Source organism: Ferrimonas sediminicola (assembly GCF_005116715.1).
Classification (GTDB): Bacteria; Pseudomonadota; Gammaproteobacteria; order Enterobacterales; family Shewanellaceae; genus Ferrimonas; species Ferrimonas sediminicola.
The window spans coordinates 68,747-92,621 of record NZ_SWCI01000007.1 but is presented as its reverse complement, the minus strand read 5'-3'; the positions used below and the strand labels follow the sequence as shown (position 1 = coordinate 92,621).

Here is a 23,875-nt window from a genome sequence, read left to right as displayed (position 1 = left end):
TGGCCATGTTTACCATTTTCTCCAACTGGAGACGCCAGCGGCAGCTGGCCCGATTCGATCCCGAGCGCCGGGCCCGCTGGCAGCAAAACCTGGATGCCCTGCCCATATTGGATGGGCTGGGCCGTGACCAGCAGAGCCGGCTGATGGCGCTGGGCTGGTGCTTCCTCCACGACAAACGCTTCACCCCGGTGATGGACGCAGCCCTGACCGATGACCACTGCATCGACATCGCCCTGATGGCCGCCCTGCCCGTGCTCAACCTGGGGCTGGAGGCCTACGGGGTGTTCCACGAACTGCTGATCTACCCGGAGGAGTTTGTCAGCGACCGGCACTATGTGGACGACCAGGGCATCGAGCACCAGGGCATGGAGACACTCAGCGGCGAAGCATGGGAGCAGGGCCCGGTGCTGCTGTCGCTGTCGGAGCTGGGCTACAGCGGCCACTGGAACGGCTACAACCTGGTGATCCACGAACTGGCTCACAAGCTGGACATGGCCAACGGTGGCATCGCCGATGGTCTGCCGGCCCTGCCCGCCCCCCTGAGACCTGGGTGGCTGGAGGCGTTCCCCAAAGCCTTCGCCAGCCAGCGCAGGTTGGTCAGCCGGGCGCAATCCGCGCCCGCAGGCTCGCCCGAGGCCGCCCTGGCCTGGAACACCCTCTGGGTCGACCCCTACGGCGCCGAAAACGAGGCGGAGTTCTTCGCGGTCTGCATCGAGGCGTTTTTTACCGACCCTATCGCCCTTCACCTGGCTTACCCTGAGCTCTACCATCTGCTGAGCCGCTTCCTAGGGCAAAACCCGATGGTGCGCGCCCCCCAGTGGCAGCCGCTGCCTCACCTCTGTCCCCGCTGATTGCCGCCCAGCCCCAGGGGAGGACGGTTGACGGTATTCCCCTCCCCCAATGTGAAGCCGGTCACCCTTCTCCCGACGCTACGGAAAACCACTATATTGCCCCTCGGGGCGATTAATTAGTCTGCCAGTCAAAGGTCAACTCCGACCCGCATCAACGCGATACCAACGAGTTAGGAGCCATCGATGGCAGCACATAACAAGACACGCCGCTACGCCCTTCCCGCCGCAACCCTGGTTGCCCTGGCCATGACCGGATGCGCCAGCCAGGCCCCCCAGGGCAAGTACCTGGACGGCACCCACGAAGTCTCCGGTAAGGGTAAGAAGAGCACCATCACCCTGCAGGTGCAGGTTGAACAGGGCAAGATCCAGCAGATCACCACCCAGTCCCACAAGGAGACCGAGTCGCTCTACCTCAACGCCGAGCGGCTGTTCCCCAAGATTGTCACCAACAATGGCCACGAAGGGATCGATGCCGTGTCCGGCTCCACCTTCTCCTCTAACGGCATCCTCCAGGCGATCAACAGCCTGCCCCGCACCGACGGCTCCACCCCAGAGTACCAGCCGGTGGGCGCCTCCGAGGAGAAGGGGGATGAGTTCAAACTGAAGTGGTCCATTCAACCCAGACTGGGTCTGCTCAAGGGCGACTACTACTACGAGGAGGCCCGCTTCCGTCAGGGTCATATGGGCAGCATGATCATCGTGCTGGACAGCGATAACCCCAGCGACGTGATCCTGGCGGAGTTCAACGAAAGCGGCCGCCCCAACTACTACACCCGTCTCTATCAGGACGTCCCCAAGCGGATGTCCGAATACAACTTCTCCATGGGTAAGAAGAAGGGCACCGCCTGGGTGCAGTCTGCCCTGACCATGGAGAAAATGATGGTGGAGAAGGACAAGCTGACCTTCGAGCCCAACCCGGATTACGATCCTAAGCTGGCCAACAAGCTGAACCAGCCCAACCGCCTCAAGTACCTGGGCCTGGACATCGTCGCCGGCGCTTCCAACTCCATCCAGCAATCCCTGGTGCCCCTGACCGCCAAGATCCATGACCGGATCCAGGGTGAAGGCACCCAGTTGAAGCTGTACCAGAACGCCGAACGCCTCACCGATGACCAGGGGCGCTGGACCGGCATCACCTCACTGCTGAGGTTCGTGGTGGACACCAGCACCAAGGAGATTGTCGACGTCTATTACGACGAGATCTTCGCCGACTCCAAGGGGGAGATCCGCGACGCGTCACTGAAGAAGCACTATCGCCAGTCCAAGTACGATTCCGTGCACTACGTAGAGCCCGCCCGTATCGGCTTCAACGTGATGTTCGACGCCCTGAATGAGCACGTCAAAGCTGGCGGCTCCATCTTCGACATCGACGATCTGCCCGCCACCGGCGATACCGGCAGCTATGCCCAGACCGGCTTTACCAAGCGTTCCGCCTCCTGGGACCTCTACCTGAAGCAGGCCGAACTGCTCTACCAGGAGATGCGAGCCGACCAGGTGGTCCGCGCCCACAACTGAACCCCGGCCGGGGCCTGCCATCGGGCCCCGGCATCCCCCCACCCCACTTAGAGGCTCACCATGTATTCACCTATCGACCGCCTCACCCAGGTGCTTATCCTGGCTCACCTGCTGCTGACCCCCTTTGCCTGGGCCGATGCCCCGAGCGCCGACCGGCAGTTCTGCCAGCAACATGGACTGATTCAGTCGGAGCCCAACCGCAGTGTGCTCTATACCCTGGACTACTTCGGCACCTCCATCACCATTGAGGTCCTGGATAACGGCGGCGAAGATGCCGCAACGTCCCTGTGTGAGTCGCTTCGGATCATCGAACGTTACCATCGGCTGGCCTCGGACTACGACACCTACCCGGGGCTGGTCAACATCAAGTCCATCAACCTGGCCCCCACCCAGACCCACAGGGTCGAGCCCGAGCTGTTTGAAATGATCGAGAGCGGCATCGAGTGGCACCGCCTCTCCCGCGGATACTTCAACATCGCCATTGGCCCGGTAGTACAGCTGTGGCGCCAACACCGGTTCCGCTGCAACAGCGACCAGCCGGAACAGAGGGAGTGCAGCCTGCCCAGTGACGCCGAGCTCAGGGCCGCGGCACAGCGCACCCGCATCGACGCCATCAGGCTGGATGCCGCCAGCCACAGCATCACCATGGCCGAAGGGATGAGCCTGGATCTGGGGGGCATTGCCAAGGGCTGGATGGTGGAGAGGGTTCTGAATCACCTCAGGGAGCGCGGAATGCGCTCGGTGGTGATCAACGCCGGCGGCAATATTCGCCACTATGGCCTCCACCCCGAGGGACGCCCCTTTGTCACCGCCATCGAAGACCCGGTCTGCCGCAAACACCAGTTCCAGCTGAGCGGTTGTGAGCGGGCAGAGAACCGCTACGGCGACCTGATCAAAGGTGAGAACCTGACCGTGGTGACCAGTGGCAACTATTTGAAATACTTTGAAGTGGATGGCAAGGAGTACCACCACATCATCGATCCCACCACCCTCTATCCCAAGCGGGGCGGTGTGGCCACCTCGGTGGTGCTCACCGCCAATCACATCTACGCCGATGTGCTCTCCACCACCCTGTTCCTGATGCCCCTGGATCAGGCGCGGGCCCTGGCGGAGAAGCTGGATTACCTGGAGGCGGTATGGGTACTCGATGAAAACCGCAACGAGATCCACAGCTCCGGGTTTGAGCACTACTTCGCTCCCTGAACGTCGAATTGATGCGCTACTCCCCGGGCAGCGCCGCCTGGGGAGTAGCTTTTGCTCTCGCCCACCACCCGGCACCGGGGCACAAACCATCAGGCAGAAACCCGCCGCAATCGGCCACCGATGAGGCATCGCACCCCGAGCGATGCCGATACAGCAGGGCCGGTTGATCAAAAACTATTTATCCTGATGATAAAAAGAATTTCATTTAGATTTCCCCATTGAAGGATCACAATGTGAGGGCAATAACTTACATTTGAGAGACTCATGAAACAGCTACCCAATGAATGGCTTGAGCCCTTGGGCAAAAGGCACCGCCGCAACAAGTGGGACGATGATGATGACAGGCCACAGTCGCGCAAAGAGCGAGATCATCGCCGGGCCAGGCAACGCCAATCGTCTGGGCATGGGGCTGAATCAGGCTATTAATGGTTGATGGCCACGCACTGGCGCGGCCATCTTTGTTTCCCTCCTATGGCGAGCCATCATGCCCTCCGAGAGAGCCTCGCCCTCCCCTTAGTTTCCTTTGCCGCAGGCCAGCTTGAGCGCCCCGAACCGACGGCGGCTCACCCGGTCGCTCCACACCTCGCGGCAAAGGCGCCCATCCAGTGTTGCCATCACCCCAAATCCCCAAAACCGGCTGAACGAACGCCGGCATGGCGCCTTTGTCGCCGTAGCCAGAGATAAAACTTAATTAAGACAGAGTGCTACACTAAAATGACCTGGGTCGGCTGTTATTCAGAAGTATTGAGGTTACGTGTCAAACATCGTTGTTAAGCAGGAAGAGTCACTGTCCCTCAAGGTCGTCCACCAGATGACCAATGGCGATCATCGCCGCATCGATCTGTACTTTATGCTGCCCAAGGATATGGGCGTCAACCCGCAAAGCCTGGATGCCGGGGTGTATTGCCACAGCGCGGTAGTCGGACGACGCTCCTATTACTCGACGGGACTGCACCTGCCGTTGGTGCAGGGGCGCTTTGTCAGCCTGAACAAGCGCACCGTCGAGGAGTTTCGACTCTACCTGAACCTGTTCGCCTACCAGTTTGCCATCGCCATCGAGACGGACAGCACAGAGTTGGCGCAGCTCAAAGAGGCCGACCAGTTCTACCCGGCGCTGAGCGAGCTGTGTGACATCGTCACCCAGCTGCTGAAGAAGTTTCGCCGCAACGAACCGAGCGAACCGAACTGGAAGCACTATTTCGAAAACGCCGACAACTACCTGTCCTGGTTCTGCGAACAGCGGCTGCTCAAGCTGTTGTCTCATGCGCCGAGAAGCAGCGAATATGGCGCCATCATTGACCAGGTTGTCAGCCTGTGTCGCGCCGAGAGCGCCTATCGTGACGACAGGCAATATAACTCGGAACAGACCAAGAGCGACCCGAACCGGATCTCCAACAAGATGCTGCTGCTGCGCCGCCTGATCCAACAGGGGGTCGTGCTCAAGGAGGAGTTGAAAATCCTGGGGGTGGGGTTGCAAAAACTCACCACGGGAGTGGCCACCGGGGTGATCATGTTGATCGTCTCCAGCCTGATCATCAAAGCTCAGGGGGTGCTGAGCGGGTTATCCCTGGCCTTGGTGCTGACGCTGGCGGTGATCTACGCCTTTCGCGAGATCTTCAAAGACGATCTTCGCAACGCGTTGTGGCGAAGGATTCAGAAGGGCCGCCCGCGATGGAGCCGGATCCTCAGGGACACCACCAGCCAGAGCGTTATCGGCCGCCAGCTGATCTGGGCCGACTTCATCAACAACCGGGATCTGCCGGAGGTGGTCGATGACATTTTGAGTCGTCGACACAGCCAAAACAGGGTCGATACCGAGATATTGCATTACGGGATCAGCTCCAGGATCTCGCAAAAGGCGTTCCTGACCGGTTACACGACCATTCAGGAGCAGATCAACTTCAGCCTGGTGCCCTTTGCCCGTTACCTTGATCGAGGAAAAGCGAAGATCTACAAGGAGTCCGACGGCAAGATCAGCAGCGACTCCGTAGAGCGACGTTATCAGATCAACCTGGTGCTGATGATGCGGGAGAACCGCCGGCCGCCGAGTTTCGCCCGCTATAAGATCACCATGAACCGTTCCCAGATCATCGACATCTCTCAAAGCGCCCTGCCCGACGGTATCGCCTCGGTGCATGAGGTACCGCTGCCCGAGTCTGCAACGCCGCATCAGCCCTGAACCACCGCCCCAGGGGGGCACCCGGGATTGGGCGCAGGGAGAACCTGCGTTTTACGGCCGGCACATGCTCTGCCGTTCGACAAAAAAAGGCCCCCGCCACTAGTGTCGGCGGGGGCCTTCAGGGGTGAACTTTCTCAAAATCAGAAGTCGTAACGCAGGCCGACGCTGGTGATGGTATCGTCGAAGTCGCCGTACTCATCCACGTTAAACTGGCCCAGTTCGGTGTGCAGTCTCAACTGCTTGGAGAGGAAGTACTCGGCTCCCAGGGCCCACTGACTGACGGTGGGCACCACGCCAGCCTGATCGCCCAGCTGGCCATAGACGCGCCCGGCGATCTTGCCGGTGCCGGAGTCATCTTCACCGTACTGGGCTTTCAGTTTCCAGCCGCCCATCCGGTAGGTGGTGCTGATGATGTAGCCGAAGCCATCACGGTCCTGGTATCCGGCGGCACTGGGGTTCGCCAGTTCAGACTGCTGCATCATGGTGGCGAAGGTCCAGTCATCCAGCTTGTAGTGGGCCACGAAACGGGTGGCCTCGACATCCTCGACGCCATCGCTGTAGGCCACCGCCAGATACAGGTTGCCCTGCTTGAACTTCTTATCGCCGTAGGTCAGTGCCAGCTGGTAGTTGCCGTTCTCCTTGCGGGGATCCCCTTCGCTGAAATAGTCATCCTCCAGCAGGTAGCTCAGGCCAAACTGCAAGCCGCCAAAGTTGGCGGAGCGGTACTCCAGGGAGTCGCCATGACGCTTGTCACCGGCAAACAGCCGGTCATGCTTCATGCTGTAGTTGTCGAAGGCATCCGCGAAGCCCTTGGACATCTTGAATACCGGGTCGATGCGACCGAAGGCCAGGGAACCCAGGGTGCTGTGCTTCAGGCCGGCATAGGTGGGGCGGGAGGAGACGGTCTTGCCGGTCTGGTCTTCGCCGTTCAGACCCAGTTCGACACGGTAGAAGAACGCCAGCTCGGTGTTGATGGGCACCTCGCCGCGGATCCCCACCCGGGTAAAGTTGTTCTCGAGGATGGTGCCGGAGCCACCGTCGTGGGTGGCCGAACCGGAGTCACTGTGAGTCACCGAGTAGTCGATGCGGCCGTAGAACTGCAGCTCATCTGCCTGAACGCCAACGCTGGCCAGACCGGCCAACAAACCTAGTGCAACGGGTGTTAGTTTCATCATTGTTCCTCAGCGGGCCCCTGGGCCCGGGATTTGGGTCGTTATTGGTTTAATTGCAAAATTGACTGAAAATACGGCTTCCCGGCGTCCCTACCCGGTGCGGCCACTGCCTGAGAATCGGCGCCCCAGGCCGGTCTCCTTCGCCTGCAAACAGTTCAACAAAGCGCCTCCAGCGTCGATATAGTGGTTTTCCGTATGTCGGCCGGTTCAGTGAGCCAACTCACACTCCCCCCCGGCGGGCCCAACTACAATTTGCCTGTCCCAAAATTACTGCGAGTTGCCGTGACTTACCGATTGCTGACCCTGCTGTGTTTTACCCTTGTACTGACTGCCCCGGTGTCGTTGGCCAGGGACCAGGTGCGCCTGGCGGTGCTGGCGTTCGACGCCCCGGACAGGGTGCGCCAGAGGTGGCAGCCCACGGTGGACTACCTCAATGCCCACCTGGATCAGCACCAGCTGGTGCTGCTAGCCCTTCGTCCCCACCAGGTGGACCGGCTGGTTCAGCACCAGTCGTTTGACTTCTTCATCGGCAATGCGGTCAAGTCGCTGCAGCTTAAACAGCGTCACGGCTCCAGCCAGTTGCTGAGCCTCAAACCCCTGGGGGGGAGGGATCCGGCGCACGCGGTGGGGTCGGCCGTGGTCACCCGCCGCGGTCAAACGGTGTCGAGCCTGGAGGCCCTGAGGTCGAAACGGGTGGTATCGGTCAGCCAGCAGGCGTTTGGCGGTTTTATCGCCTTCTGGCGCGAACTGGACCAGCAGGGCCTGTCGCCGCTGAGTGATTTTCCCTACCTGAAATTTGTCGGCTTTCCCCAATCCAAGTTGCTGCACCAGGTGCTCGATGGCAGCGCCGATGCGGCCATCGTTCCCACCTGCCTGCTGGAGTCGATGGAGAGCCGAGGTCAGCTCCCCGAGGGGGAGTTGGTGGTGACCCTGCGCCAGGAGAGGCCCGGGTCCTGCGTCACCAGCACCCGCCTCTACCCCTACTCCTCGCTGTCGAAAATGGGCCACACCAGCAACCACCTGGCCAGCCAGATCACCCGGTTGCTGTTGGACCTGGAGCCGACCAGCCAGGCCGCCCGTGCCGGCCACTATCAGGGGTGGACCGTGCCAGTGGACGACAGCCATGTCTACGCCCTGTTGCGGGAGCTGAGGCTCTGGCCCTTCGACGCCGACTGGAGCGAACTGTGGCACCAGGCCTACCCCTTCCTGGCGGGGCTGGCGGCCCTGCTGTTGCTGGGCTACATCCACCACCTGAGGGTCCGGGACATGGTGACCCGCAGGACGGCGGAGCTAAGCCGTGAGATCGCCGATCACCGCCGCACCCAGGAGGAGCTGGAGCAGCAGCAGAGGGGCTTCTACAAGGCCCAGCGTGTACTGCTCACCGGCGAGATGGCCTCCGGCATCGCCCACGAGTTGAACCAGCCGCTGGCCAGCATCCGTTACCTGACACAGGGGTGCCAGTACCGCCTGGACGCCAGCCCCATGGACAAAGACGCCCTCAACCTGGGGCTGGAGCGCATCGCCGACCAGACCGACCGCGCCAGGGAGATCATTCGCCGGCTGAGGGAGTTCTGCGCCCGTCCCAGCCGCCAGCAGCCGGTGGACCTGCCCGCCCTGGTACGGGAAACCCTGACCCTGATGGCGCCCGACTGCCGCCACAACCGCTGCCGGATAGAGCCTGAACTGGAAGTGGCCCACGGCTGGATCACCGCGGATCCCACCCTGCTGCAACAGGTGCTGGTCAATCTGATGCGCAACGGCATGGAAGCGATGCTGTCTCTGCCGGAGGAGCAGCGGGTACTGCAGATCGCCCTTTCCAGTCACGATGGCTGGCTGTCCCTGATGGTGAGGGATCAGGGGCCCGGTCTCAGTGACAGCAAACTTGCCCGGCTGTTTCTCCCCTTCGAGAGCGACAAGCCCGAGGGGCTGGGGCTGGGCATGACCATCTGCAAACGAATCGTTGAGGAGCACCAGGGCCGCATCGAAGCCCAGCGACGGCAGCCCGGCCTGGCCCTCCTCTGCCACTTTCCCCAGAGGAGTAGATCATGAGCGCCATCTTTCTGGTTGATGACGACAACGACGTCAGGGAGTCCCTGCAATGGATGCTGGAGGCCAAAGGGCTGCAGACCACCGGCTTCGACAGCGCCGCCGCCTTCCTCGATGCGGTCGACCGGGACCAGACCGGGGTCGCCATCCTGGATATCGAGATGCCGGGCATGGATGGTCTGGCCCTGCAGCAGGAGCTCAACCGCCGTGGCAGCCTGCTGTCGGTGATCATCCTCACCGGCCATGCCAACGTGCCCAGGGCGGTCAGCGCCCTTAAGTCCGGCGCCCTGGACTTCCTGGAGAAGCCGGTGGACGGAGCGAGGCTGCTGCCGCTGATCGAGCGCGGACTCAGGGCCTCCCGAGAGCGGCAGCAGGAGGACAGCCAGGCCGGCGACTGGCAGGCAAAGCTGGCCCAGCTCACCGAGCGGGAAACTCAGCTGATGCAGCTGGTGGTGGAGGGCAAAACCAACAAGGAGATCTGCGATAGGCTGTTTATCGCCCAGCGCACCGTCGAGATCCACCGCGCCAACCTGCTGAAAAAGATGGGGGTAAAGAACGCCGCCGAGCTGGCGTTCCTGGTGGGCCGGCAAAACCGCTGATCGCCCCCGCCGACATCTGCTCCGGTCCGCACGGGCGCCTGCGCTAGCGCCTCATCGTCCCTCCCCGGTTCGCACTCTCACCCGGTGACCATCGCCCCCCCCCCAACAGCATCACGCCTTTGTTGGGGACAGCCGGCCCAAGATTGCCGTGGCAACCCGCGTCTGTCGCCAGGCCATGTTGCCCTCTCCCCCTATCATGAGCCAGACACAAAAAAACGCCCCCTTGCGGGGGCGTTTCGGACCTGGATTCAGTCAATCTCGTGCGTGTGAGGGGTCGAGATTAGAACTGTACCTTGGTAGGCCACTCTTTCTGTACGCGCTCTTCCAGGAAGGTCTTCTTCTGGGCGTCCAGCTTGGTCTTGTCCAGACCTACGATGGCTTGCGCCTTGGCCTTGGTGGAGTAATCAGGGTAGGTCACCTTGCTTACACCGTGCTTGGCCAGAACCTTCTTCAGTGCAGCGCGAGCTTCGGCACCGGTCTCTTTGGCCTTGGCCAGTTGCTCCAGACCCAGTTGCGGGTTGTGGGCGTAGATTCCGTGGGAAGCAATCGCGTAGTCCCAACGCCACTGAGCGTGGCGGATAAGCTTCAGGGCGTCCTTCATCTCGGCTTCGGTGGCCCCGGCTTCCCAGGCAGCTCCGGCGTCGAAGTGCGCTTTCACGATAACCTCTTCGGCAGCGATCTGGGCCTTGTGGATCTCTTGCTTGGCAGATGCCAGGGCGTCAACCAGCTCAGCCTTGGTGTCGTGGCAGTTGGAGCAGGTCTGGTCGAAGGCGTCGATGGCGTTCGCTACGTTGTGGTTGGTGAACTCTTTGCCAGACGCGTTTTCGGTCTTAGGCATGTGACAATCGATACAGGTCACGTCCATCTCGTAGTGAGTGCTCTGCTGCCAGGTTTCCCACTCGGGGTGCTGGGCTTTCAGCATGGGCGCCTTGGAGATCTTGTGAGTCCAGTCCTTGAAGCCCAGGGCGTCGTAGTAGGCCAGGATCGAGTCAACGTCCATGCCGCCGTCCCAGGGGAACTTGACGTTCTTGTGATCCTTGCCGTTGAAGTAGTACTCAACGTGGCACTGACCACAGGTCATGGCCGCCTGGATGTTGGGCTCCTGCTCTTCGAACTTCTGACCGCTGGCAGCGAAAGCGCGCAGGGCGAAAGGACGGGCGGGAGTAGGCTTACCAGTTTCGGCGTCGTGACAGTCGGCACAGCCGATGGAGTTGGCCATCTCGTGACCCCAGGCACCCCACTTCTTCTCGGAGAAGTTGCCTTCGCCGACCTGGTCGTACATGCGCTTCAGGTCAGGGGTCTTGCAGCCCCAGCAGGAAGCGGCCATGGGGCCTTCGGTGGCGGTCATGGGTCCGCCGGTACGCAGGCTGCGGATGTTGTCGATAACTGCGAAGTGGTGGCCACGGGGCTTGTTGTAGTCCTTGGCAAAACCGTAGCCGCCAAACATCAGCACGACCATGGGGTCTTCGGCCAGGATGTCATCCAGGGCGTCTGACTCGGCAGTGGTCGCCCAGGAGGCGTACTGATCGGGATACTTCTCTTTCCAAGTGATGTTGTTGGCGTCTTCGGGGCTGTTTTTAGCAAATGCAGAACCACTGATGGCAGCGATGGCAACGGCTACAGCCAGTTTATTCAATTGTTTCATCTCATCCTCTCCGAGGCTTTTTTTTATCTCTCAAGGCAAATCATAGAGAGTTGATGAAACGACAGGCATACCCCTTTGGTGGTATTCCCAACAAAACTTATGTCAGATCAACTTTTTGGCCTTATTTTGATGGTTCTGCGAAAATTTTTACCCTCGTTTATCAAAAACTTAGATCAGGAACCATCTAAAAAGTAGTGCCACATACATATCAATAACTTAGCTCAAGGTTACCCGCTTACTGGCCTTACGGTAGAACACCCTCCAGCCGCTCCAACGGGGCAGCTCCCAGCGTTTCGGCCCCCCTTTGCGGGTGCCGGATTGATACACCACATCGATGCTCTTCCGGCGGATGTCGTACTCCACCGTCACCTTGAGCTCGGCCAGGGTCAGCTGCAGGGGAAAGCGCTCATCGAACTCCTCGCGCTGCCAGTCCGGAATCCCGTCGAAAGCCAGTTCCTGCGCCTCAATAAGCTCCATATCCTCGAAAGACTCTACTCCCAGCTCAGTCAGCCGCCGGGACAGCCAGGCGTCGGGCCCGGGCACCTCGCCCTCCCCCTCCCCCAGGGCGCACCACAGGGCCCAGGCCGCCAGGTCCTGCTCCAGGCGCAGGCCCACTCCGGGCAGTCGCTGACCAGCGAGGATCTCCCTGACCAGGGTGGCCACCACCTGCTCGCCGCTGCCCAGGTGACTGACCTCCCCCAACTCCCGCCCGGCATAGACGACCCTGGAAATCAGGGTATGGCCATCCTCCTGCAACTCTCCGGTCTGCAGCTCCCCCAGGCCGGCGTCCAGGATCTGTTTGAAGGTCACCGGTGCCATACAGGTGGCCAGGTTCAGGGTCTGCTTGACCCCGCGCCCCGGCAGGGAAAACTGGTCGAACACCACCGCCCCCAGGGCCTGCTCGGACAGGCGGCTGTCCCTGCCCTGCTGCACTTCGGCAAAGCCGTTACCCAGGGCCTGGGGCCGCTTGAGGCGGCGCACATACACCAGGTCCGGCTGGGCCCCCATCACCGCCGCCAGCCAGGCAGTGCGGCTGACTGGCGTCGCCACCGACAACTGGGGCAGCTCCAGGGCGGCGCGGATCTGATTGGCCAGCATCTTCGCTTCCGCCAGCATCTGCCTGTCGCAGCTGAGTTCCTCGGGAAGGGGCTCTCTGAGCAGTGACAGCAGGGTCATGGCATCGCACTCCAACGGCTGCCAGGCCTTTAAGGCCTTGATGCCGGCCTCACCGCCGGGCGGTTGCCACAACCTGGCTCCCAGGCTGAGGGCGGCGGAGAGATCCACCATCGCCTCGCGACACCCCTTCTCCTCCATGGCGGTGATCAGATGGGCGAACTGGGTATCGATAGGCAGAGGGTAGAGACGGCGTCCGTGGTCGGTGGCGCGGCCCTGTTCGTCGATGGCCCGCATCTGCAGCAGCTTGTCGCGGGCAATCCCCAGAGATTTCTCCGGCAGGCTGTCGACGAACTCCAGCTCATCGAGCCGCTCGCCGGCGCAGGCGGCAGCCAGCATCGGCTCCACCAGTTCCTCCCGCTTGAGCTCCGGCGGAGTCAGTGCTTCCATGGGGGCATGCTGGCCCCACAGCCGATAGCAGATCCCCGCCTGCACCCTTCCGGCCCGGCCGGCGCGCTGGGCGGCACTGGCCAGGGAGATGCGGTGCAACCCCAGCACGGTGCGGCCGTTTCTCTGGTGGGTGCGACGCTCCAGGCCCGAGTCCACTACGCAGGTGATGCCGGGAATGGTCAGGGAAGTCTCGGCCACATTGGTGGCCAGGATCACCCGCCGATGCTCGCCGCTGCGCAGCGCGGCCCGCTGTTCGGTGTTGCTGGCCCCCCCGTGCAGAGGCACCGTCTGCACGTCGATCTCCTTGAGCTGAGCCGCGCAGTGGATGATCTCCCGCTTGCCGGGCAGAAACACCAGGACATCGCCCGGGCTCTCCTCCAGGCCACGCACCACCGCCTCTTTGACCCGGCCCTCCAGCCCCCGCTCATCCGGCAGCTGACGACTCTCCCTGGCCAGGTGGTGGATGCTCACCTGGAACTGGCGCCCGTCGGCGCTCAGGCGCTCCCCCTCCAGGTAACGGGCCAGGCGCTCACCGTCGATGGTGGCGGAGGTGAGCACCAAGCGGTGCTGGTTACGCCGCTTGAGCAGGGCCAGCAACAGGTCTGTGTCCCATCGCCGCTCATGAAACTCATCGATGATCACCGTATCGTACCCGGCCAGACCATCGTCACTGAGCCAGCGCAGCGCCACCCCGGGGGTAACGAAGGCGACCCGGGTGGTGTCATCGACGGTGGACTCAAAACGGATGGCGTGCCCCACACCGGGGCCGCCCTGGCTGGAGAGATAATCGGACAACGCCAGGCAGGCCACCCGACGAGGCTCCACCACCAGCACCCTGCCCGTTTCCGCCGCCCACAGTGGCAGCCGAGTCGATTTCCCCGAGCCGGTCTGGGACTCCACCACCAGGTGGCGATGATCCAGCAGTTTCAGGAATCTGGGTTTTAGGGGGTCGATAGGAAGGGTCTGGAACATATCGCTGAAAAAAGGGGAACGGCCATGGGCCGTCAGTCTAACCCATGCCCTCCCGCAGCACCAAGGGCGAGCCCGGCGTCAGCGACTACACTTACTCCGTTCAACGGAGATTTGGAGGCCGACATGAAACGGCTTATGCCCCTGGCAGCACTCCTGCTTGCCGCGCCCATCAGCGCCGATGAAACCTGCATGTCCCCCTATATGGCCAAGATCACCGGTCAGGAGGACCTGGTCTATGTTTGGACGGTTGGCGTCGACGGGGTGGGCGATGGCCAGGACAAGCTGGTCACCATTGACGTCAACCCCGACTCTTCCAGCTATGGTCAGGTGATCCACAGCCTCTCCGTCGGCGGGCGCCACGAAGCGCACCACAGCGGATTCACCGACGACAGACGCTTCCTTTGGGCCGGTGGGCTGGACAGCTCGCAGATCTTCGTCTTTGACATCCACTCCAACCCGGCCAAACCTCGGCTTCACAAGGTGATCACCGATTTTGTCAGTGCCTCGGGCGGAGTGATCGGCCCCCACACCCACTATGCCCTGCCCGGCCGTATGCTGCTCACCGGCCTCTCAAACGACCGGGATCACGGTGGCAAAACCGCCCTGGTGGAGTACACCAACCAGGGTGACTACGTGGCCACCCACTGGCTGCCGGACGATCCCAAGGCCGACGTGGAGGGCGCCGCCTTTGCCGACGGTTATGGCTATGATGTCCGCGCCCTGCCCAGGGTTAATGCCATGATCTCCAGCTCGTTCACCGGCCATGACAACTACATGGCCCCACTGGCGGAGGTGGTCGGCTCTCCGGAACGGATGGCCCGATTCGGCAACTCCATGGTGGTGTGGAACCTGCACACCCGCCAACCCCAGCAGGTGCTGGAGGTCCCCGGTGCCCCGCTGGAGATCCGCTGCGCCTGGGATCCCGACCACAACTACTGCTTCACCACCACCGCCCTCACCTCCAGGCTGTGGCTGGTCGCCCGGGACGACGCCGGCCACTGGAGCGCCTCTGCGGTGGCGGAGATCGGCGAGGCCGAGGCGATGCCGCTACCGGTGGACATCTCCATCGGCAGCGACGACAAGGTACTTTGGGTCAACACCTGGAATGACGGCACCACCCGCCGTTTCGACATCACTAACCCGAAGGCACCCAGGGAGGTCTACCGACTCAAAGTGGGTGAGCAGGTCAACATGGTGTCCCAGAGCTGGGACGGAGAACGCCTCTACTACACGTCGTCGCTGCTGGCCAACTGGGACAAGGCCGAGGGCGAAGGCGATCTCCAGTACTTCAAGGCCTACCGCTGGAGCGGTACCGCCCTGGAGCCTCTGTTCACCATCGATTTCCATAAGCAGCAGCTGGGCAGCCCCCACCAGATGAGGCTGTCCGCCTACGCACTCTATGGCACTCCCCGGGGAGAAGCTGGCCCAGTGGTGATTGAATGAAGCACTGGCTCTGGGTGCTGCTGCTGGTGCTGCCGTGCACCTGGGGCTCCGATCCCCACCGGGTCCACCGCCAGGCTCAGCCCACGGCACCCGGCTACTTTGCCCTGGCCTTTCCCGCCCCCGAGCCTGGGAGTTACCGGTTGCCTCCCCTGGGGGAGGCAGCCGATGGCCAGGTGCTGCTGGACACCGGCGGACGCACCAACCTGCATACCCTGTTTGACGATAAGGTCGTGGTGCTGAGCTTCATCTATACCCGTTGCCCCGACCCCAACGGCTGTCCCCTGGCCAGTCATGTGCTGGCCCGTCTTGAACGGGCTATCTTGCAGACCCCGGGGCTGAGCAGCAGGGTACAGCTGTTGAGCCTCAGCTTCGATCCGATCAATGACCTCCCCCACAACATGGCCGCCTACGGCAAACGCTACCGCTCCCCCCTGGGCCACTGGCAGTTTCTGACCACAGAGGACGAGGCCGCCCTCTCCCCCATCCTGGCCGCCTACAACCAGTGGGTGATGCGGGAGCGAGACAGCCGGGGGCGGGCCACCGGTGCCCTGTCTCACCTTCTCAGGGTCTACCTGATCGACACCAGGGGGCGCATACGCAATATCTACTCCACCGGCTTTCTTCACCGGGACCTGCTGCTGACGGACATTCACACCCTGCTGCTGGAACAGAGCCAGCAACCAGACAATTTACAGAAATGAATGAAAACCTTATCCTATAAAGAGCCAGAACAGAGTGAACCCGGGGGGAGGGAATGTCTCGTTGGCAATGGTTGTTTTGGGTTGACCTCGCCGTCGCCATCGGCGCCATGATGGCGGTGATCCTGACTCCGGCCCCCAGCTTCGCCCTGTGGACCCTGCTCAGCCTGACCGTCCTGATGATCCACCCCAGCTTCGGCTACGCCTATCAGGTGCCCATCGGCAGCCTGTGGTTGGCACGGCTCAATGCCGGCCTGGTGATCCTCTGCTTTGCGTTTATCCTGCTGATGAGCGTGGTGCTCCTCTATCAAAACCCGGATCTTCTTCACCTCGGGGAGTTCATCCTGATCTTTGCCGCCATCCTGGTACTGATGCATCCCCCCTATCAGTACGCCTTCTGCAGCCCGCACCTGTGGCACAATCATGGTCACGTGGTGCACTTCTGATGTGGTCCCTCTACCTGGTGCGTACCGCCTGTGATCGCCTCTATACCGGCATCACCACCGACGTGGAGCGCCGGTTCCGGCAGCACAGTAAGGGACGAGGCGCCAAGGCACTGAGGGGCAAGGGACCACTGACCCTGGAGTTCCACACCCCCATCGGGGATCGCGCCCAGGCATCCAGGGTGGAGTATCGGGTCAAACAGCTGACCCGGGCGCAAAAGGAGGCGGTACTAATCCGGCAAGCCTTGCCGGAACACTGCCTGGAGCCCTTGTAGGGCGCCCATAAAAAAGCGGCGCTGTCCATAGCACCGCCGCGGGTAAGGGGGTAAACCGGTCAATAAGCTGTATTCGGGGGCGTCCTGCCTACAAAGGTTGATGAAAGCGATTACTGTTCGACACTCTCCTCGTCGTGGTCAATCACCACGATAGGCGCAAAAAGGTGTATCAGAAATTTGCTCAGCGACTCCATCATCGTCAATCGTCCCTGAACTCGAACCCCTGAGACTCGAGGGATTCTGCGACCTTGGGAAAGTAGACCCGGCTGTAGTACTGGGCGGTCGATTCACTGTAGCTGGGCATCTGCGTCAGCCCCTGCTCATCCCACCACAAGCGCAGTTGCCGATCATATTCGGCCACCCCTCGGCGCACCGCCTCGGCGTCGTAACGCTCCATGTGGGCAAAAGTGGCCAGGGGCACTCTGGGCTTGACCTGGGCCAGGGAAGCGTCATCGGCCACGCCGATGGTGGTGCCCACCAGGGGGAAGGTCTCCGCCGGCAACCCCAGCAGCTCAATCATCGCCTGGGGGTCGTTGCGAATGCCGCCAATGGCGGTGGTGCCATAGCCAAAGGACTCTGCGGCGGTCTGCAGGGCGTTCAGCATGATACCGGCGTCGGTGGCCCCCACCATCAGCCCTTCGGCAGACTGAGCGATGACCTGCTCGGCACCCACCGACTTCAACGCTTCGCGGGTGCGGTGATAGTCGATCACCACGGTGACGAACACCTCGGCACCGGCGACCTGAGGCTGGCCTCCGGCAATCTCAGCGATGCGGGCGATGGTCTCTTTGTTGCGGGTAACCACCAGGGAGATCTGCTGGCCATTGATGGAGGTGGGCGCCTGCTGCGCCGCCAGCAGTATCCGCCCAAGATGAACCTCATCGACGGGCTTGCCACTAAAATTGCGCACGGAGCGGCGCCGATTCATCTGCTCAACAACTGGATTCATGGTGGCCTTCACTTATGGTTCCAAACTAATGGAAACAAATTCTAAGGGTATTCAGGAAAACCTGTAGTATAAACAGAGTAGAAACAGCTTTAACTAGAGGTATAAACAGCATGGAGATCGAGCTGACCAGGCACCTCCCCGCCTTTATCGCCGCGGCACGGACCCGAAACTTCTCCGCCGCCGCCCGCCAGTTGGGGGTAACCCCAGCGGCCATCAGCAAGAATATCCGCACCCTGGAGCAGGGGCTGGGGGTGCGCCTGTTTCACCGAACTACCCATTCCCTGTCGCTCACCGACGAGGGCGCGGCGTTCTACAACCGGGTCTGCCCCCTGGTCAGCGAACTGACAGAGGTCCTGGGCACGACCCGGGATCTCAGTGGTTCCCCGGCAGGAAAGCTCAGGGTGAGCCTGCCCTACCAATACGGTCGGCAGTACCTGATCCCCCTGCTGAACCGATTCCTGACCACCTACCCGGAGATCGAATTGGATATGAGGTTCGAAGACAGGGTGGTCGACCTGGCCGAGGAGGGGATCGACGTCGCCATCGGCAACCAGGTCAGTGAAGATGCCAACGTGATCGCCCGCCCCCTGGCGGCCATCGAGCTGCAGATTCTGGCCTCGCCGCAGTTTCTGGCGACCCATGGCACCCCGGAGCACCCGGACGACCTGGAGCGCTTCAACTGCGTTCGTTACCGCTCCCCCTCCACCATGCGACTGATGCCTTGGTACTTCCGGGCTGCAGATGGCTCGGAGTTCTCCAGGGACAACCTGAAATCCAATATCTCGGTCACCAGCCCCGAGCTGGGGATGGAGCTGGCGGCCAAGGGGGTGGGAATTGCGATGGGCGCCAAATTCTACTCCAGGGAGTTCCTGGATCGCGGCGATCTGGTGCCCATCCTGACAACGTTCAGTACCCAGCGCCCCCCCATGATGATCTATTACGCGACCCGCAGGCAGTTGCCCGCCAAAACCCGGGTGTTTATCGACTACCTGTTTGAGGTGCTGGGTCAGCCTTCGCCTCAGCGGCCGGCAACGCCTTGACCATGTAGCTGCGGCAACCACTGAGGGGGTAGTCCCGCTGCTCCCACACCGCCCGGTAGCCGCGGCGCTCATAGAAGGGACGAGCCTGGAACTCCAGGGTATCCAGCAGGCACCAGCGGCAGCCCCGCTCTCGCCCCTGGCCCTCGAACTCGTGCAACAGCCGGCTGCCCCACCCCTCCCCCCGCAGGCGGTCGTCGACCCACAGCCAGTCCAGCTGCAGCCAGTGTCCGAAACTGCTGCCACTGGCCCCGGCCACCAGCTCACCCCGGTCATCATGCAGGGCCACCGCCAGAGGCTGTCGCCGTACGTCGGGCCAGTTGTCCCGGTTCAGCGCGCGGATGCGCGATCTCAGTGACTGCACCAGCTCGTCGCTGGGCGATTGAATGACGTCGAGTTTCATAGGCTCTTCCCTGCGGCCCTCTCCCTGAGCAAAACTGGCCTAAGTGGAACAGAAAAAAGGGGAAAAGGGAATCAGGAGTGCGGGGTGCCCCAGGCGGTGGCCCGCACCACGATGCACTGACGGGCATAACCCACATGCCACAGGGTCTCGTCATCGATGCTGATGTCGGCCAGGAAGCGGGTTCCCCGGTGAACCCGTTTTGCCGCGTCCAGGGCCTGTTGGGTGGTGGGGGGCTCCCCCATGGGAAAGAGATAGAGCGCCTGGGTCTGGCAGCTGCGTCCCTCCACCGCTCCCAGCGGCGCGGCACCGTCGCCACCGCGATGGTAACTGCTGGCAACAAAGGTGCCATGCAGGACGGAGGTACACCCGGCCAAGGCCAACACCAATGCCACAACACTCCAGTTAGCCATCCGCCCCATGGGTCCTCTCCCTGACAACAGTACTCTCTAAATATTAAGCAAGAAAAGACAGGTTTTCAGATGGTTCTACAAATTAGGTAACGACCGGGTCTAGTTGAGCAAACCCAGCGTATGGGACAGACTGATCAACTGGGCCCGATTCCTGGCATGAAACAGCTCCTTGAACCTGTCTAGGTGGTAGTTCACACCGTTTTCCGACATCTGCAACTCGGCACCGATCTCATCACTGGACCGGCCTGCCGCCGTCATTTTCAACACCCTCAATGCCTTGTCGGACAAGCAACTGAAGTTGGTAATAGGATTAATCTGGGCGATGCAGTGATCGTTAAACAGGCTGGTATAGAGCAACAGCTGGTGATCTATCTCATCCAGGTTGGGCATCAGCCTTTCGTTGAGCAACTCCCGCTCAAGCTTGGAGAAGATCACAAACACCACGTACCAGTCCGGATGATACTTCACCGGCACTCGCCAGACGCCCCAACTGCGCAGGCCATATTCGTCCATTAAGCGCTGCATCTGCTGCCCCTTTGGGGTATCCAGGTTCGGCCCTCGAAACAGGTTTAATCCCACCACCTGCTTTCTGAAATAGTCCTCATCCACCGCGGCAAAGTGCTCCAGATAGCGCCGTCGGTACTCCAGGATAGAGGCACTGGAGTGGATGCTGTACCTGGCCTTGAGCATCTCCTTGGGCAGCCGTCGGCGCAGCTTCTTAAATTGATGCAGGGAGGGCGTCATCACCTTGGTGGTGATTCCGTAAAAAAGTCACTGATCCCATAGCTCGCCAGGTAATCACTGGCTCTTCGGATATAGTCGGGGTCAATGTCGCAGGCTTTGGGGATTACATTACTCATACAACACACTTCAGCATCAACATATAAGTGACAATACATTCGCAAGCATCAGAGACTCGTACTCCTGTTGGCCCGCTTGCTGGCAACGCTAACCATCTTCATTCGGTCGCAAAACTATGCCTGTGGCGCCGTCGCGCCACAGGCTGGCCAAGGCGTTAGCCTTGGCTTGGATGGCAGGTCATACAGGAGTAGGGATCGGGGAACACCCGGCTCATATCCCAGTCGGAGTTCACCGAGCTCATCAGATCGGTGTACTCCTCGTAGTTGCCCATGCTGTCTCTAGGCAGGGCGTTTAGCTCCTTCTTAGGGCTATTGGTGTTGTAAATATAGGGATTGCTCTTCACCTCCCCTTTACTGGCCTGATAACGGCGCTGGGTCGAGGCATCTCCATGGTGCAAAGGCCGATTCTCCTTGGTGTCATGACACCAGAAGCAGCGAGCAGTCTCTCCATGGCCCGCCGGTGCACCATTGCTGCCATGGCAGGTGGCGCAGTAGTAGGGCTGAGTCTCATCGAAGCCATCACTGCTGTTGACCGGCCAGTTGTGGCCACCATGGCCCTGCGGCTGCTTCTGCTCGTTGTGACACTCGGTGCAATCGGCGATGCCCCAACCGAAGTGCGTCTCCCTGAGCAACGGCGTACCGTCCTGCTCTGAGGGGAGCTCAAACACCTGCAGGGTCATGATGTCGGAGCCATCCTCCGCCTTGCTGAAATCACGCTCCATGATCTCTTTGCCCGAGTACTCCGGCATACCCCACACCTTGTAGTGGGACTTGATTTCGGCATAGACATACTCGACCGGTTGATTCATCACCCAGACATCGGACATCACATGCACGGCCCAGCCGCCAAAGTTGGTGCGCCAGTCGATGCGGCAATGCTCGGGATCCACGACAAGGTCCATATTTCCACCCTCTGGGGAGGAGAAGTCGCATCTTGAATTTCTGGTGAAGTCCTTGATTATCGCCTTTTCACCATACCCCGTAGTCCAACCACGACCCACATCTGACGCCACGCCATTCACTCTGAACAGGGCAAAGTGCTCAATCTTGGCACCGGTGGACAGTGTCGGCCAATAGTTGAAAAGGATATCCTGCCCGGCATCGGCGGCAGAGAGAAAGACATCCATCTTGGTGATAACTCCCGGCTGAAATATATCGGGACGCATGTTGTGGGCCGTCACCTCAAGGTTGCTTATCACCTTAGGCTGCTCATTCTCTTTGAAATTGTTGAACATCAGCGTTGGCACAATCACCTTGCCGCCCGCCTCCTCAAACCGAGCCATCTCCCGATCCTGGGCCCAACGGCGCCTGGCGGTCATCTCCGGCGAAAATGGCTGGAAACGTATGGTCATGCCAGGCTGGATCCAAAACTGATCCATTCGGGAATAGGTGAGCTCCCCCTGGGGACCGATGCCGCTGATGGTGCTGTCGATTTTTCTGAACTCCCCACCATCGTATTTGGATCTGAAGTGCCAATCCTTGCCCTGGAAATTGGCATAGACATCGTTGTCCTGCTCATCGAACACTCCATCGCCATTGCTATCCCAAGAGAGCACAAACTCGTAGGTATCGCGGCCACTCTCTTCCGGGCTGGTAATGGCGTCCAGTTTCAGATCATCGCGTGTCAAGGCAAGGTAGCGCAACGCATCGAACACCGAGTAGTGACCGGGCACGAAGATGTCCGGCCGCGCGGTGCCTGCCCCCAGGCCATCGGGGTTGGTCATCAGCAGCTGATGCATTTGGGCCGCGTCTATCTTGATCGTGACCTCTTCAGGGTTATAGACCCCGGCGGCATGGGCATCACGCTCATCGATCCAGCCATCGTTGTTGAAGTCCACATCCGGGCCATCCGCTTTAGGCCGATCCTTATTGTCCAGATCGCTGTTGTCATGGATCCAATGTGTCACAGGATCATCATAGCGCCCCAATTTGACATAGAACTCACCGGTAAACTTGGCCGCTGGTTTGATGTCCATGGTCAGGTATTTGGATTTCCCGGATTCCGGAACTACAGGTTTCTCAGGGGTGGAGCCGGAGTCACTGTCACAGCCTGTTACCAAGCCGATCAACAGTACGCTTGTCAGCAGTTTCTTCATCATCATCTCTTGTTCAATTTATGGGTCACCCGGGGAGCGGGCCAGAGAGAGAATATTGGAACTGTAATGATTCGACAATAATGGAAGTATTAGTGATTTTGGGATGGTGGTTGTGGTGTGAGGCCGATGGAGGTTCGAAATCACTTGAACGCCCACCGGCTCACACACGGAAACGTGATGACAAGAGCGGGAGAAAAGGAATATCTACGCACCTGGCATCACACCTAATCGACTCGGGCATCTCCTGTCCGCGCCATCTTACGCCCTAAACCATGACCTGAACTGGCCCTGGTCAATTCAGCAACCCCAAGGTATGGGCCATGCTGATCAGTTGCGCCCGGTTGCGGGCATTAAGCAGATCCTTGAGTCGATCCAGGTGATAGTTGACCCCGCTCTCGGTGAGAGATAACGCTTCAGCCACCTCCTCGCTGGAGCCCCCCTCGGCGGTCAGCTTGAGAACCTGCAAGGCCCTCTCCGACAAGCAGTTGAAGTTGGCGATGGGGTTCAGCTGAGCGATGCAGCGCTCGTTAAAGTGGCTGGCGTACAGGGTCAGTTGATGCTCGATCTCCGCCTCGTGCCAGCGCAGGTTCGCCAGTAGCTCCTCCCTGGGCAGGTTGGAGAAGAAGACGAACACCGCCATCCAGTCCGGATGGAAAGGAACCGGCAGATGCCAGACACCGCGGCTGCGGATGCCATGCTCCTCCAGTAACCGCTTGAACTGCTCCCCCTTGGCGCTACTGAGATCCGGCTCCGGCCAGACACTCATCCCCATGGGGTGCTTGTTGAAGTAGGCTTCGTCGCCGCTGGCAAAATGATGCAGATACTGGTGACGAAACCGCAGGATCGCCTCGCTGGAGTAGACGGCGCATCTGGCCTTGATCATCTCCTGGGGAAGCCGCCGTCGCAGTTTCTTGAACTGGTGAAGGCTGGGGATCATCACCTTGGTGGTGATGCCATAGAAAAACTCGGTGATTCCGAAGCGAGCCAAGTATGCCCTGGCGTGCGCCACCATCTGGGGAGCGAGGTCACAGGGCTGGGTATGGACACTGCTCATCTTGGGGTTTTCTCTCCTTGACGCCGTTGCGGGGTATTATATCCGAGTCACTGTCCGACAATACTGGCAGATCTGATAGTGACCCGCGACATCTCAGCCGCAGGCCTCTGGCCTAACTCGGGTTAGGATGGCAGGTCATGCAGGCGTAGGGATCCGGGAATACCCGGCTCATGTCCCAGTCGGAGTTGACCGAGCTCCACCCCGCCTCATAGGGCTGGTAGTTGCCGCTGCCGTCCCTGGGCAGGGCGTTGAGCTCGTTGGGATCATTATAGATCTTGTCGTTGCTCCTGATCTGCTCCCCCTAATCGCACACCGAGTTCGGCTTGACGTCGCCATTGACCGCCAGGTCGCCATAGATCCTGGCCCAGCCCCGCCCCACCAGGGAAGCGATGCCATCCATCCTGAACAGGGCGAAGTGCTCCAGCCGGGTGCCGGTGGAGAGCGACGGCCAGTAGTTGAAGC

20 protein-coding genes are annotated in these 23,875 nt (G+C 60.8%); 11 read left to right on the top strand and 9 right to left on the bottom strand.

Annotated elements, in window-relative coordinates; genetic code table 11:
• Positions 1–5 precede the first annotated feature (5 nt).
• The 4 genes from FCL40_RS12090 (at position 6) to FCL40_RS12075 (ending at position 5,748) form a co-directional block, all read left to right on the top strand.
• Positions 6–851 carry a M90 family metallopeptidase gene (locus tag FCL40_RS12090; protein ID WP_169307107.1) on the top strand — a complete coding sequence of 282 codons (846 nt, stop codon included), beginning with the start codon at positions 6–8 and terminating at the stop codon, positions 849–851.
• 183 nt (positions 852–1,034) lie between these two features.
• Positions 1,035–2,366 carry an FMN-binding protein gene (locus tag FCL40_RS12085; protein WP_136853554.1) on the top strand — a complete coding sequence of 444 codons (1,332 nt, stop codon included), beginning with the start codon at positions 1,035–1,037 and terminating at the stop codon, positions 2,364–2,366.
• Positions 2,367–2,426: 60 nt separating this feature from the next.
• Complete coding sequence (locus FCL40_RS12080; RefSeq protein ID WP_136853553.1) at positions 2,427–3,569, top strand: FAD:protein FMN transferase; 1,143 nt, start codon at positions 2,427–2,429, stop codon at positions 3,567–3,569.
• 754 nt (positions 3,570–4,323) lie between these two features.
• Positions 4,324–5,748: a hypothetical protein gene (locus FCL40_RS12075; protein WP_136853552.1), complete on the top strand. Its 1,425-nt coding sequence runs from the start codon at positions 4,324–4,326 to the stop codon at positions 5,746–5,748.
• A 140-nt stretch (positions 5,749–5,888) separates the two neighbouring features.
• Here the strand turns inward: FCL40_RS12075 and FCL40_RS12070 are convergent, their stop codons facing one another.
• Positions 5,889–6,920 carry a porin gene (locus tag FCL40_RS12070; protein WP_324614077.1) on the bottom strand — a complete coding sequence of 344 codons (1,032 nt, stop codon included), beginning with the start codon at positions 6,918–6,920 and terminating at the stop codon, positions 5,889–5,891.
• Positions 6,921–7,202: 282 nt separating this feature from the next.
• On the opposite strand from FCL40_RS12070, the gene FCL40_RS12065 reads away from it, so the two are divergent.
• On the top strand, positions 7,203–8,969 hold the full coding sequence (locus tag FCL40_RS12065) for a sensor histidine kinase (RefSeq protein WP_169307106.1): 1,767 nt from the start codon (positions 7,203–7,205) through the stop codon (positions 8,967–8,969).
• A complete protein-coding gene (locus tag FCL40_RS12060) occupies positions 8,966–9,565 on the top strand; it encodes a response regulator transcription factor (protein ID WP_169307105.1) in 600 nt (199 codons plus the stop codon). The genes FCL40_RS12065 and FCL40_RS12060 overlap by 4 nt, the downstream gene beginning before the upstream one ends.
• A gap of 280 nt (positions 9,566–9,845) precedes the next feature.
• On the opposite strand, the gene FCL40_RS12055 is transcribed toward FCL40_RS12060, so the two are convergent.
• Both FCL40_RS12055 and FCL40_RS12050 read right to left on the bottom strand, forming a co-directional pair.
• Complete coding sequence (locus tag FCL40_RS12055) at positions 9,846–11,210, bottom strand: ammonia-forming cytochrome c nitrite reductase subunit c552 (protein ID WP_136853548.1); 1,365 nt, start codon at positions 11,208–11,210, stop codon at positions 9,846–9,848.
• Positions 11,211–11,426: 216 nt separating this feature from the next.
• The gene (locus FCL40_RS12050; protein WP_136853547.1) at positions 11,427–13,745 is read right to left on the bottom strand and encodes a helicase-related protein; all 2,319 of its coding nucleotides are present in this window, start codon (positions 13,743–13,745) and stop codon (positions 11,427–11,429) included.
• A 123-nt stretch (positions 13,746–13,868) separates the two neighbouring features.
• On the opposite strand from FCL40_RS12050, the gene mtoX reads away from it, so the two are divergent.
• The 4 genes from mtoX to FCL40_RS12030 are packed head-to-tail and all read left to right on the top strand — an operon-like array spanning position 13,869 to position 16,604.
• Positions 13,869–15,188, top strand: coding sequence for a methanethiol oxidase (mtoX, locus tag FCL40_RS12045; protein WP_136853546.1), 1,320 nt, complete (start codon positions 13,869–13,871; stop codon positions 15,186–15,188).
• Positions 15,185–15,889: an SCO family protein gene (locus FCL40_RS12040; protein ID WP_136853545.1), complete on the top strand. Its 705-nt coding sequence runs from the start codon at positions 15,185–15,187 to the stop codon at positions 15,887–15,889. The genes mtoX and FCL40_RS12040 overlap by 4 nt, the downstream gene beginning before the upstream one ends.
• Positions 15,890–15,942: 53 nt before the next feature.
• Positions 15,943–16,332 carry a hypothetical protein gene (locus tag FCL40_RS12035; RefSeq protein WP_136853544.1) on the top strand — a complete coding sequence of 130 codons (390 nt, stop codon included), beginning with the start codon at positions 15,943–15,945 and terminating at the stop codon, positions 16,330–16,332.
• Positions 16,332–16,604 carry a GIY-YIG nuclease family protein gene (locus FCL40_RS12030; RefSeq protein ID WP_136853543.1) on the top strand — a complete coding sequence of 91 codons (273 nt, stop codon included), beginning with the start codon at positions 16,332–16,334 and terminating at the stop codon, positions 16,602–16,604. The genes FCL40_RS12035 and FCL40_RS12030 overlap by 1 nt, the downstream gene beginning before the upstream one ends.
• A 199-nt stretch (positions 16,605–16,803) precedes the next feature.
• Here FCL40_RS12030 and FCL40_RS12025 read toward each other — a convergent pair whose 3' ends face one another.
• The gene (locus FCL40_RS12025) at positions 16,804–17,553 is read right to left on the bottom strand and encodes a nitroreductase family protein (RefSeq protein WP_136853542.1); all 750 of its coding nucleotides are present in this window, start codon (positions 17,551–17,553) and stop codon (positions 16,804–16,806) included.
• Between the two features lie 110 nt (positions 17,554–17,663).
• Here FCL40_RS12025 and FCL40_RS12020 point away from each other — a divergent pair, with 110 nt between their 5' ends.
• A complete protein-coding gene (locus FCL40_RS12020; protein WP_136853541.1) occupies positions 17,664–18,593 on the top strand; it encodes a LysR family transcriptional regulator in 930 nt (309 codons plus the stop codon).
• On the opposite strand, the gene FCL40_RS12015 is transcribed toward FCL40_RS12020, so the two are convergent.
• The 5 genes from FCL40_RS12015 to FCL40_RS11995 form a co-directional block, all read right to left on the bottom strand.
• Positions 18,532–18,993, bottom strand: coding sequence for a GNAT family N-acetyltransferase (locus tag FCL40_RS12015; protein WP_136853540.1), 462 nt, complete (start codon positions 18,991–18,993; stop codon positions 18,532–18,534). The genes FCL40_RS12020 and FCL40_RS12015 overlap by 62 nt on opposite strands.
• A gap of 71 nt (positions 18,994–19,064) precedes the next feature.
• A complete protein-coding gene (locus FCL40_RS12010; RefSeq protein ID WP_136853539.1) occupies positions 19,065–19,412 on the bottom strand; it encodes a hypothetical protein in 348 nt (115 codons plus the stop codon).
• 90 nt (positions 19,413–19,502) lie between these two features.
• The gene (locus FCL40_RS12005) at positions 19,503–20,147 is read right to left on the bottom strand and encodes a helix-turn-helix transcriptional regulator (RefSeq protein ID WP_229360331.1); all 645 of its coding nucleotides are present in this window, start codon (positions 20,145–20,147) and stop codon (positions 19,503–19,505) included.
• A gap of 271 nt (positions 20,148–20,418) precedes the next feature.
• A complete protein-coding gene (locus FCL40_RS12000) occupies positions 20,419–22,359 on the bottom strand; it encodes a hypothetical protein (protein WP_229360325.1) in 1,941 nt (646 codons plus the stop codon).
• Between the two features lie 292 nt (positions 22,360–22,651).
• On the bottom strand, positions 22,652–23,413 hold the full coding sequence (locus tag FCL40_RS11995; RefSeq protein ID WP_136853537.1) for a helix-turn-helix transcriptional regulator: 762 nt from the start codon (positions 23,411–23,413) through the stop codon (positions 22,652–22,654).
• Between the last annotated feature and the right edge of the window lie 462 nt (positions 23,414–23,875).

Excerpts from the sequence above, each read along its gene's own strand:
- FCL40_RS12090 (WP_169307107.1), top strand. The coding sequence starts at position 6 with ATGTTTACCATTTTCTCCAACTGGAGACGCCAGCGGCAGCTGGCCCGA.
- FCL40_RS12085 (WP_136853554.1), top strand. The coding sequence starts at position 1,035 with ATGGCAGCACATAACAAGACACGCCGCTACGCCCTTCCCGCCGCAACC.
- FCL40_RS12080 (WP_136853553.1), top strand. The coding sequence starts at position 2,427 with ATGTATTCACCTATCGACCGCCTCACCCAGGTGCTTATCCTGGCTCAC.
- FCL40_RS12070 (WP_324614077.1), bottom strand. The coding sequence starts at position 6,920 with ATGAAACTAACACCCGTTGCACTAGGTTTGTTGGCCGGTCTGGCCAGC.
- FCL40_RS12060 (WP_169307105.1), top strand. The coding sequence starts at position 8,966 with ATGAGCGCCATCTTTCTGGTTGATGACGACAACGACGTCAGGGAGTCC.
- FCL40_RS12055 (WP_136853548.1), bottom strand. The coding sequence starts at position 11,210 with ATGAAACAATTGAATAAACTGGCTGTAGCCGTTGCCATCGCTGCCATC.
- FCL40_RS12050 (WP_136853547.1), bottom strand. The coding sequence starts at position 13,745 with ATGTTCCAGACCCTTCCTATCGACCCCCTAAAACCCAGATTCCTGAAA.
- mtoX (WP_136853546.1), top strand. The coding sequence starts at position 13,869 with ATGAAACGGCTTATGCCCCTGGCAGCACTCCTGCTTGCCGCGCCCATC.
- FCL40_RS12040 (WP_136853545.1), top strand. The coding sequence starts at position 15,185 with ATGAAGCACTGGCTCTGGGTGCTGCTGCTGGTGCTGCCGTGCACCTGG.
- FCL40_RS12035 (WP_136853544.1), top strand. The coding sequence starts at position 15,943 with ATGTCTCGTTGGCAATGGTTGTTTTGGGTTGACCTCGCCGTCGCCATC.
- FCL40_RS12030 (WP_136853543.1), top strand. The coding sequence starts at position 16,332 with ATGTGGTCCCTCTACCTGGTGCGTACCGCCTGTGATCGCCTCTATACC.
- FCL40_RS12025 (WP_136853542.1), bottom strand. The coding sequence starts at position 17,553 with ATGAATCCAGTTGTTGAGCAGATGAATCGGCGCCGCTCCGTGCGCAAT.
- FCL40_RS12020 (WP_136853541.1), top strand. The coding sequence starts at position 17,664 with ATGGAGATCGAGCTGACCAGGCACCTCCCCGCCTTTATCGCCGCGGCA.
- FCL40_RS12015 (WP_136853540.1), bottom strand. The coding sequence starts at position 18,993 with ATGAAACTCGACGTCATTCAATCGCCCAGCGACGAGCTGGTGCAGTCA.
- FCL40_RS12010 (WP_136853539.1), bottom strand. The coding sequence starts at position 19,412 with ATGGGGCGGATGGCTAACTGGAGTGTTGTGGCATTGGTGTTGGCCTTG.
- FCL40_RS12005 (WP_229360331.1), bottom strand. The coding sequence starts at position 20,147 with ATGACGCCCTCCCTGCATCAATTTAAGAAGCTGCGCCGACGGCTGCCC.
- FCL40_RS12000 (WP_229360325.1), bottom strand. The coding sequence starts at position 22,359 with ATGAAGAAACTGCTGACAAGCGTACTGTTGATCGGCTTGGTAACAGGC.
- FCL40_RS11995 (WP_136853537.1), bottom strand. The coding sequence starts at position 23,413 with ATGAGCAGTGTCCATACCCAGCCCTGTGACCTCGCTCCCCAGATGGTG.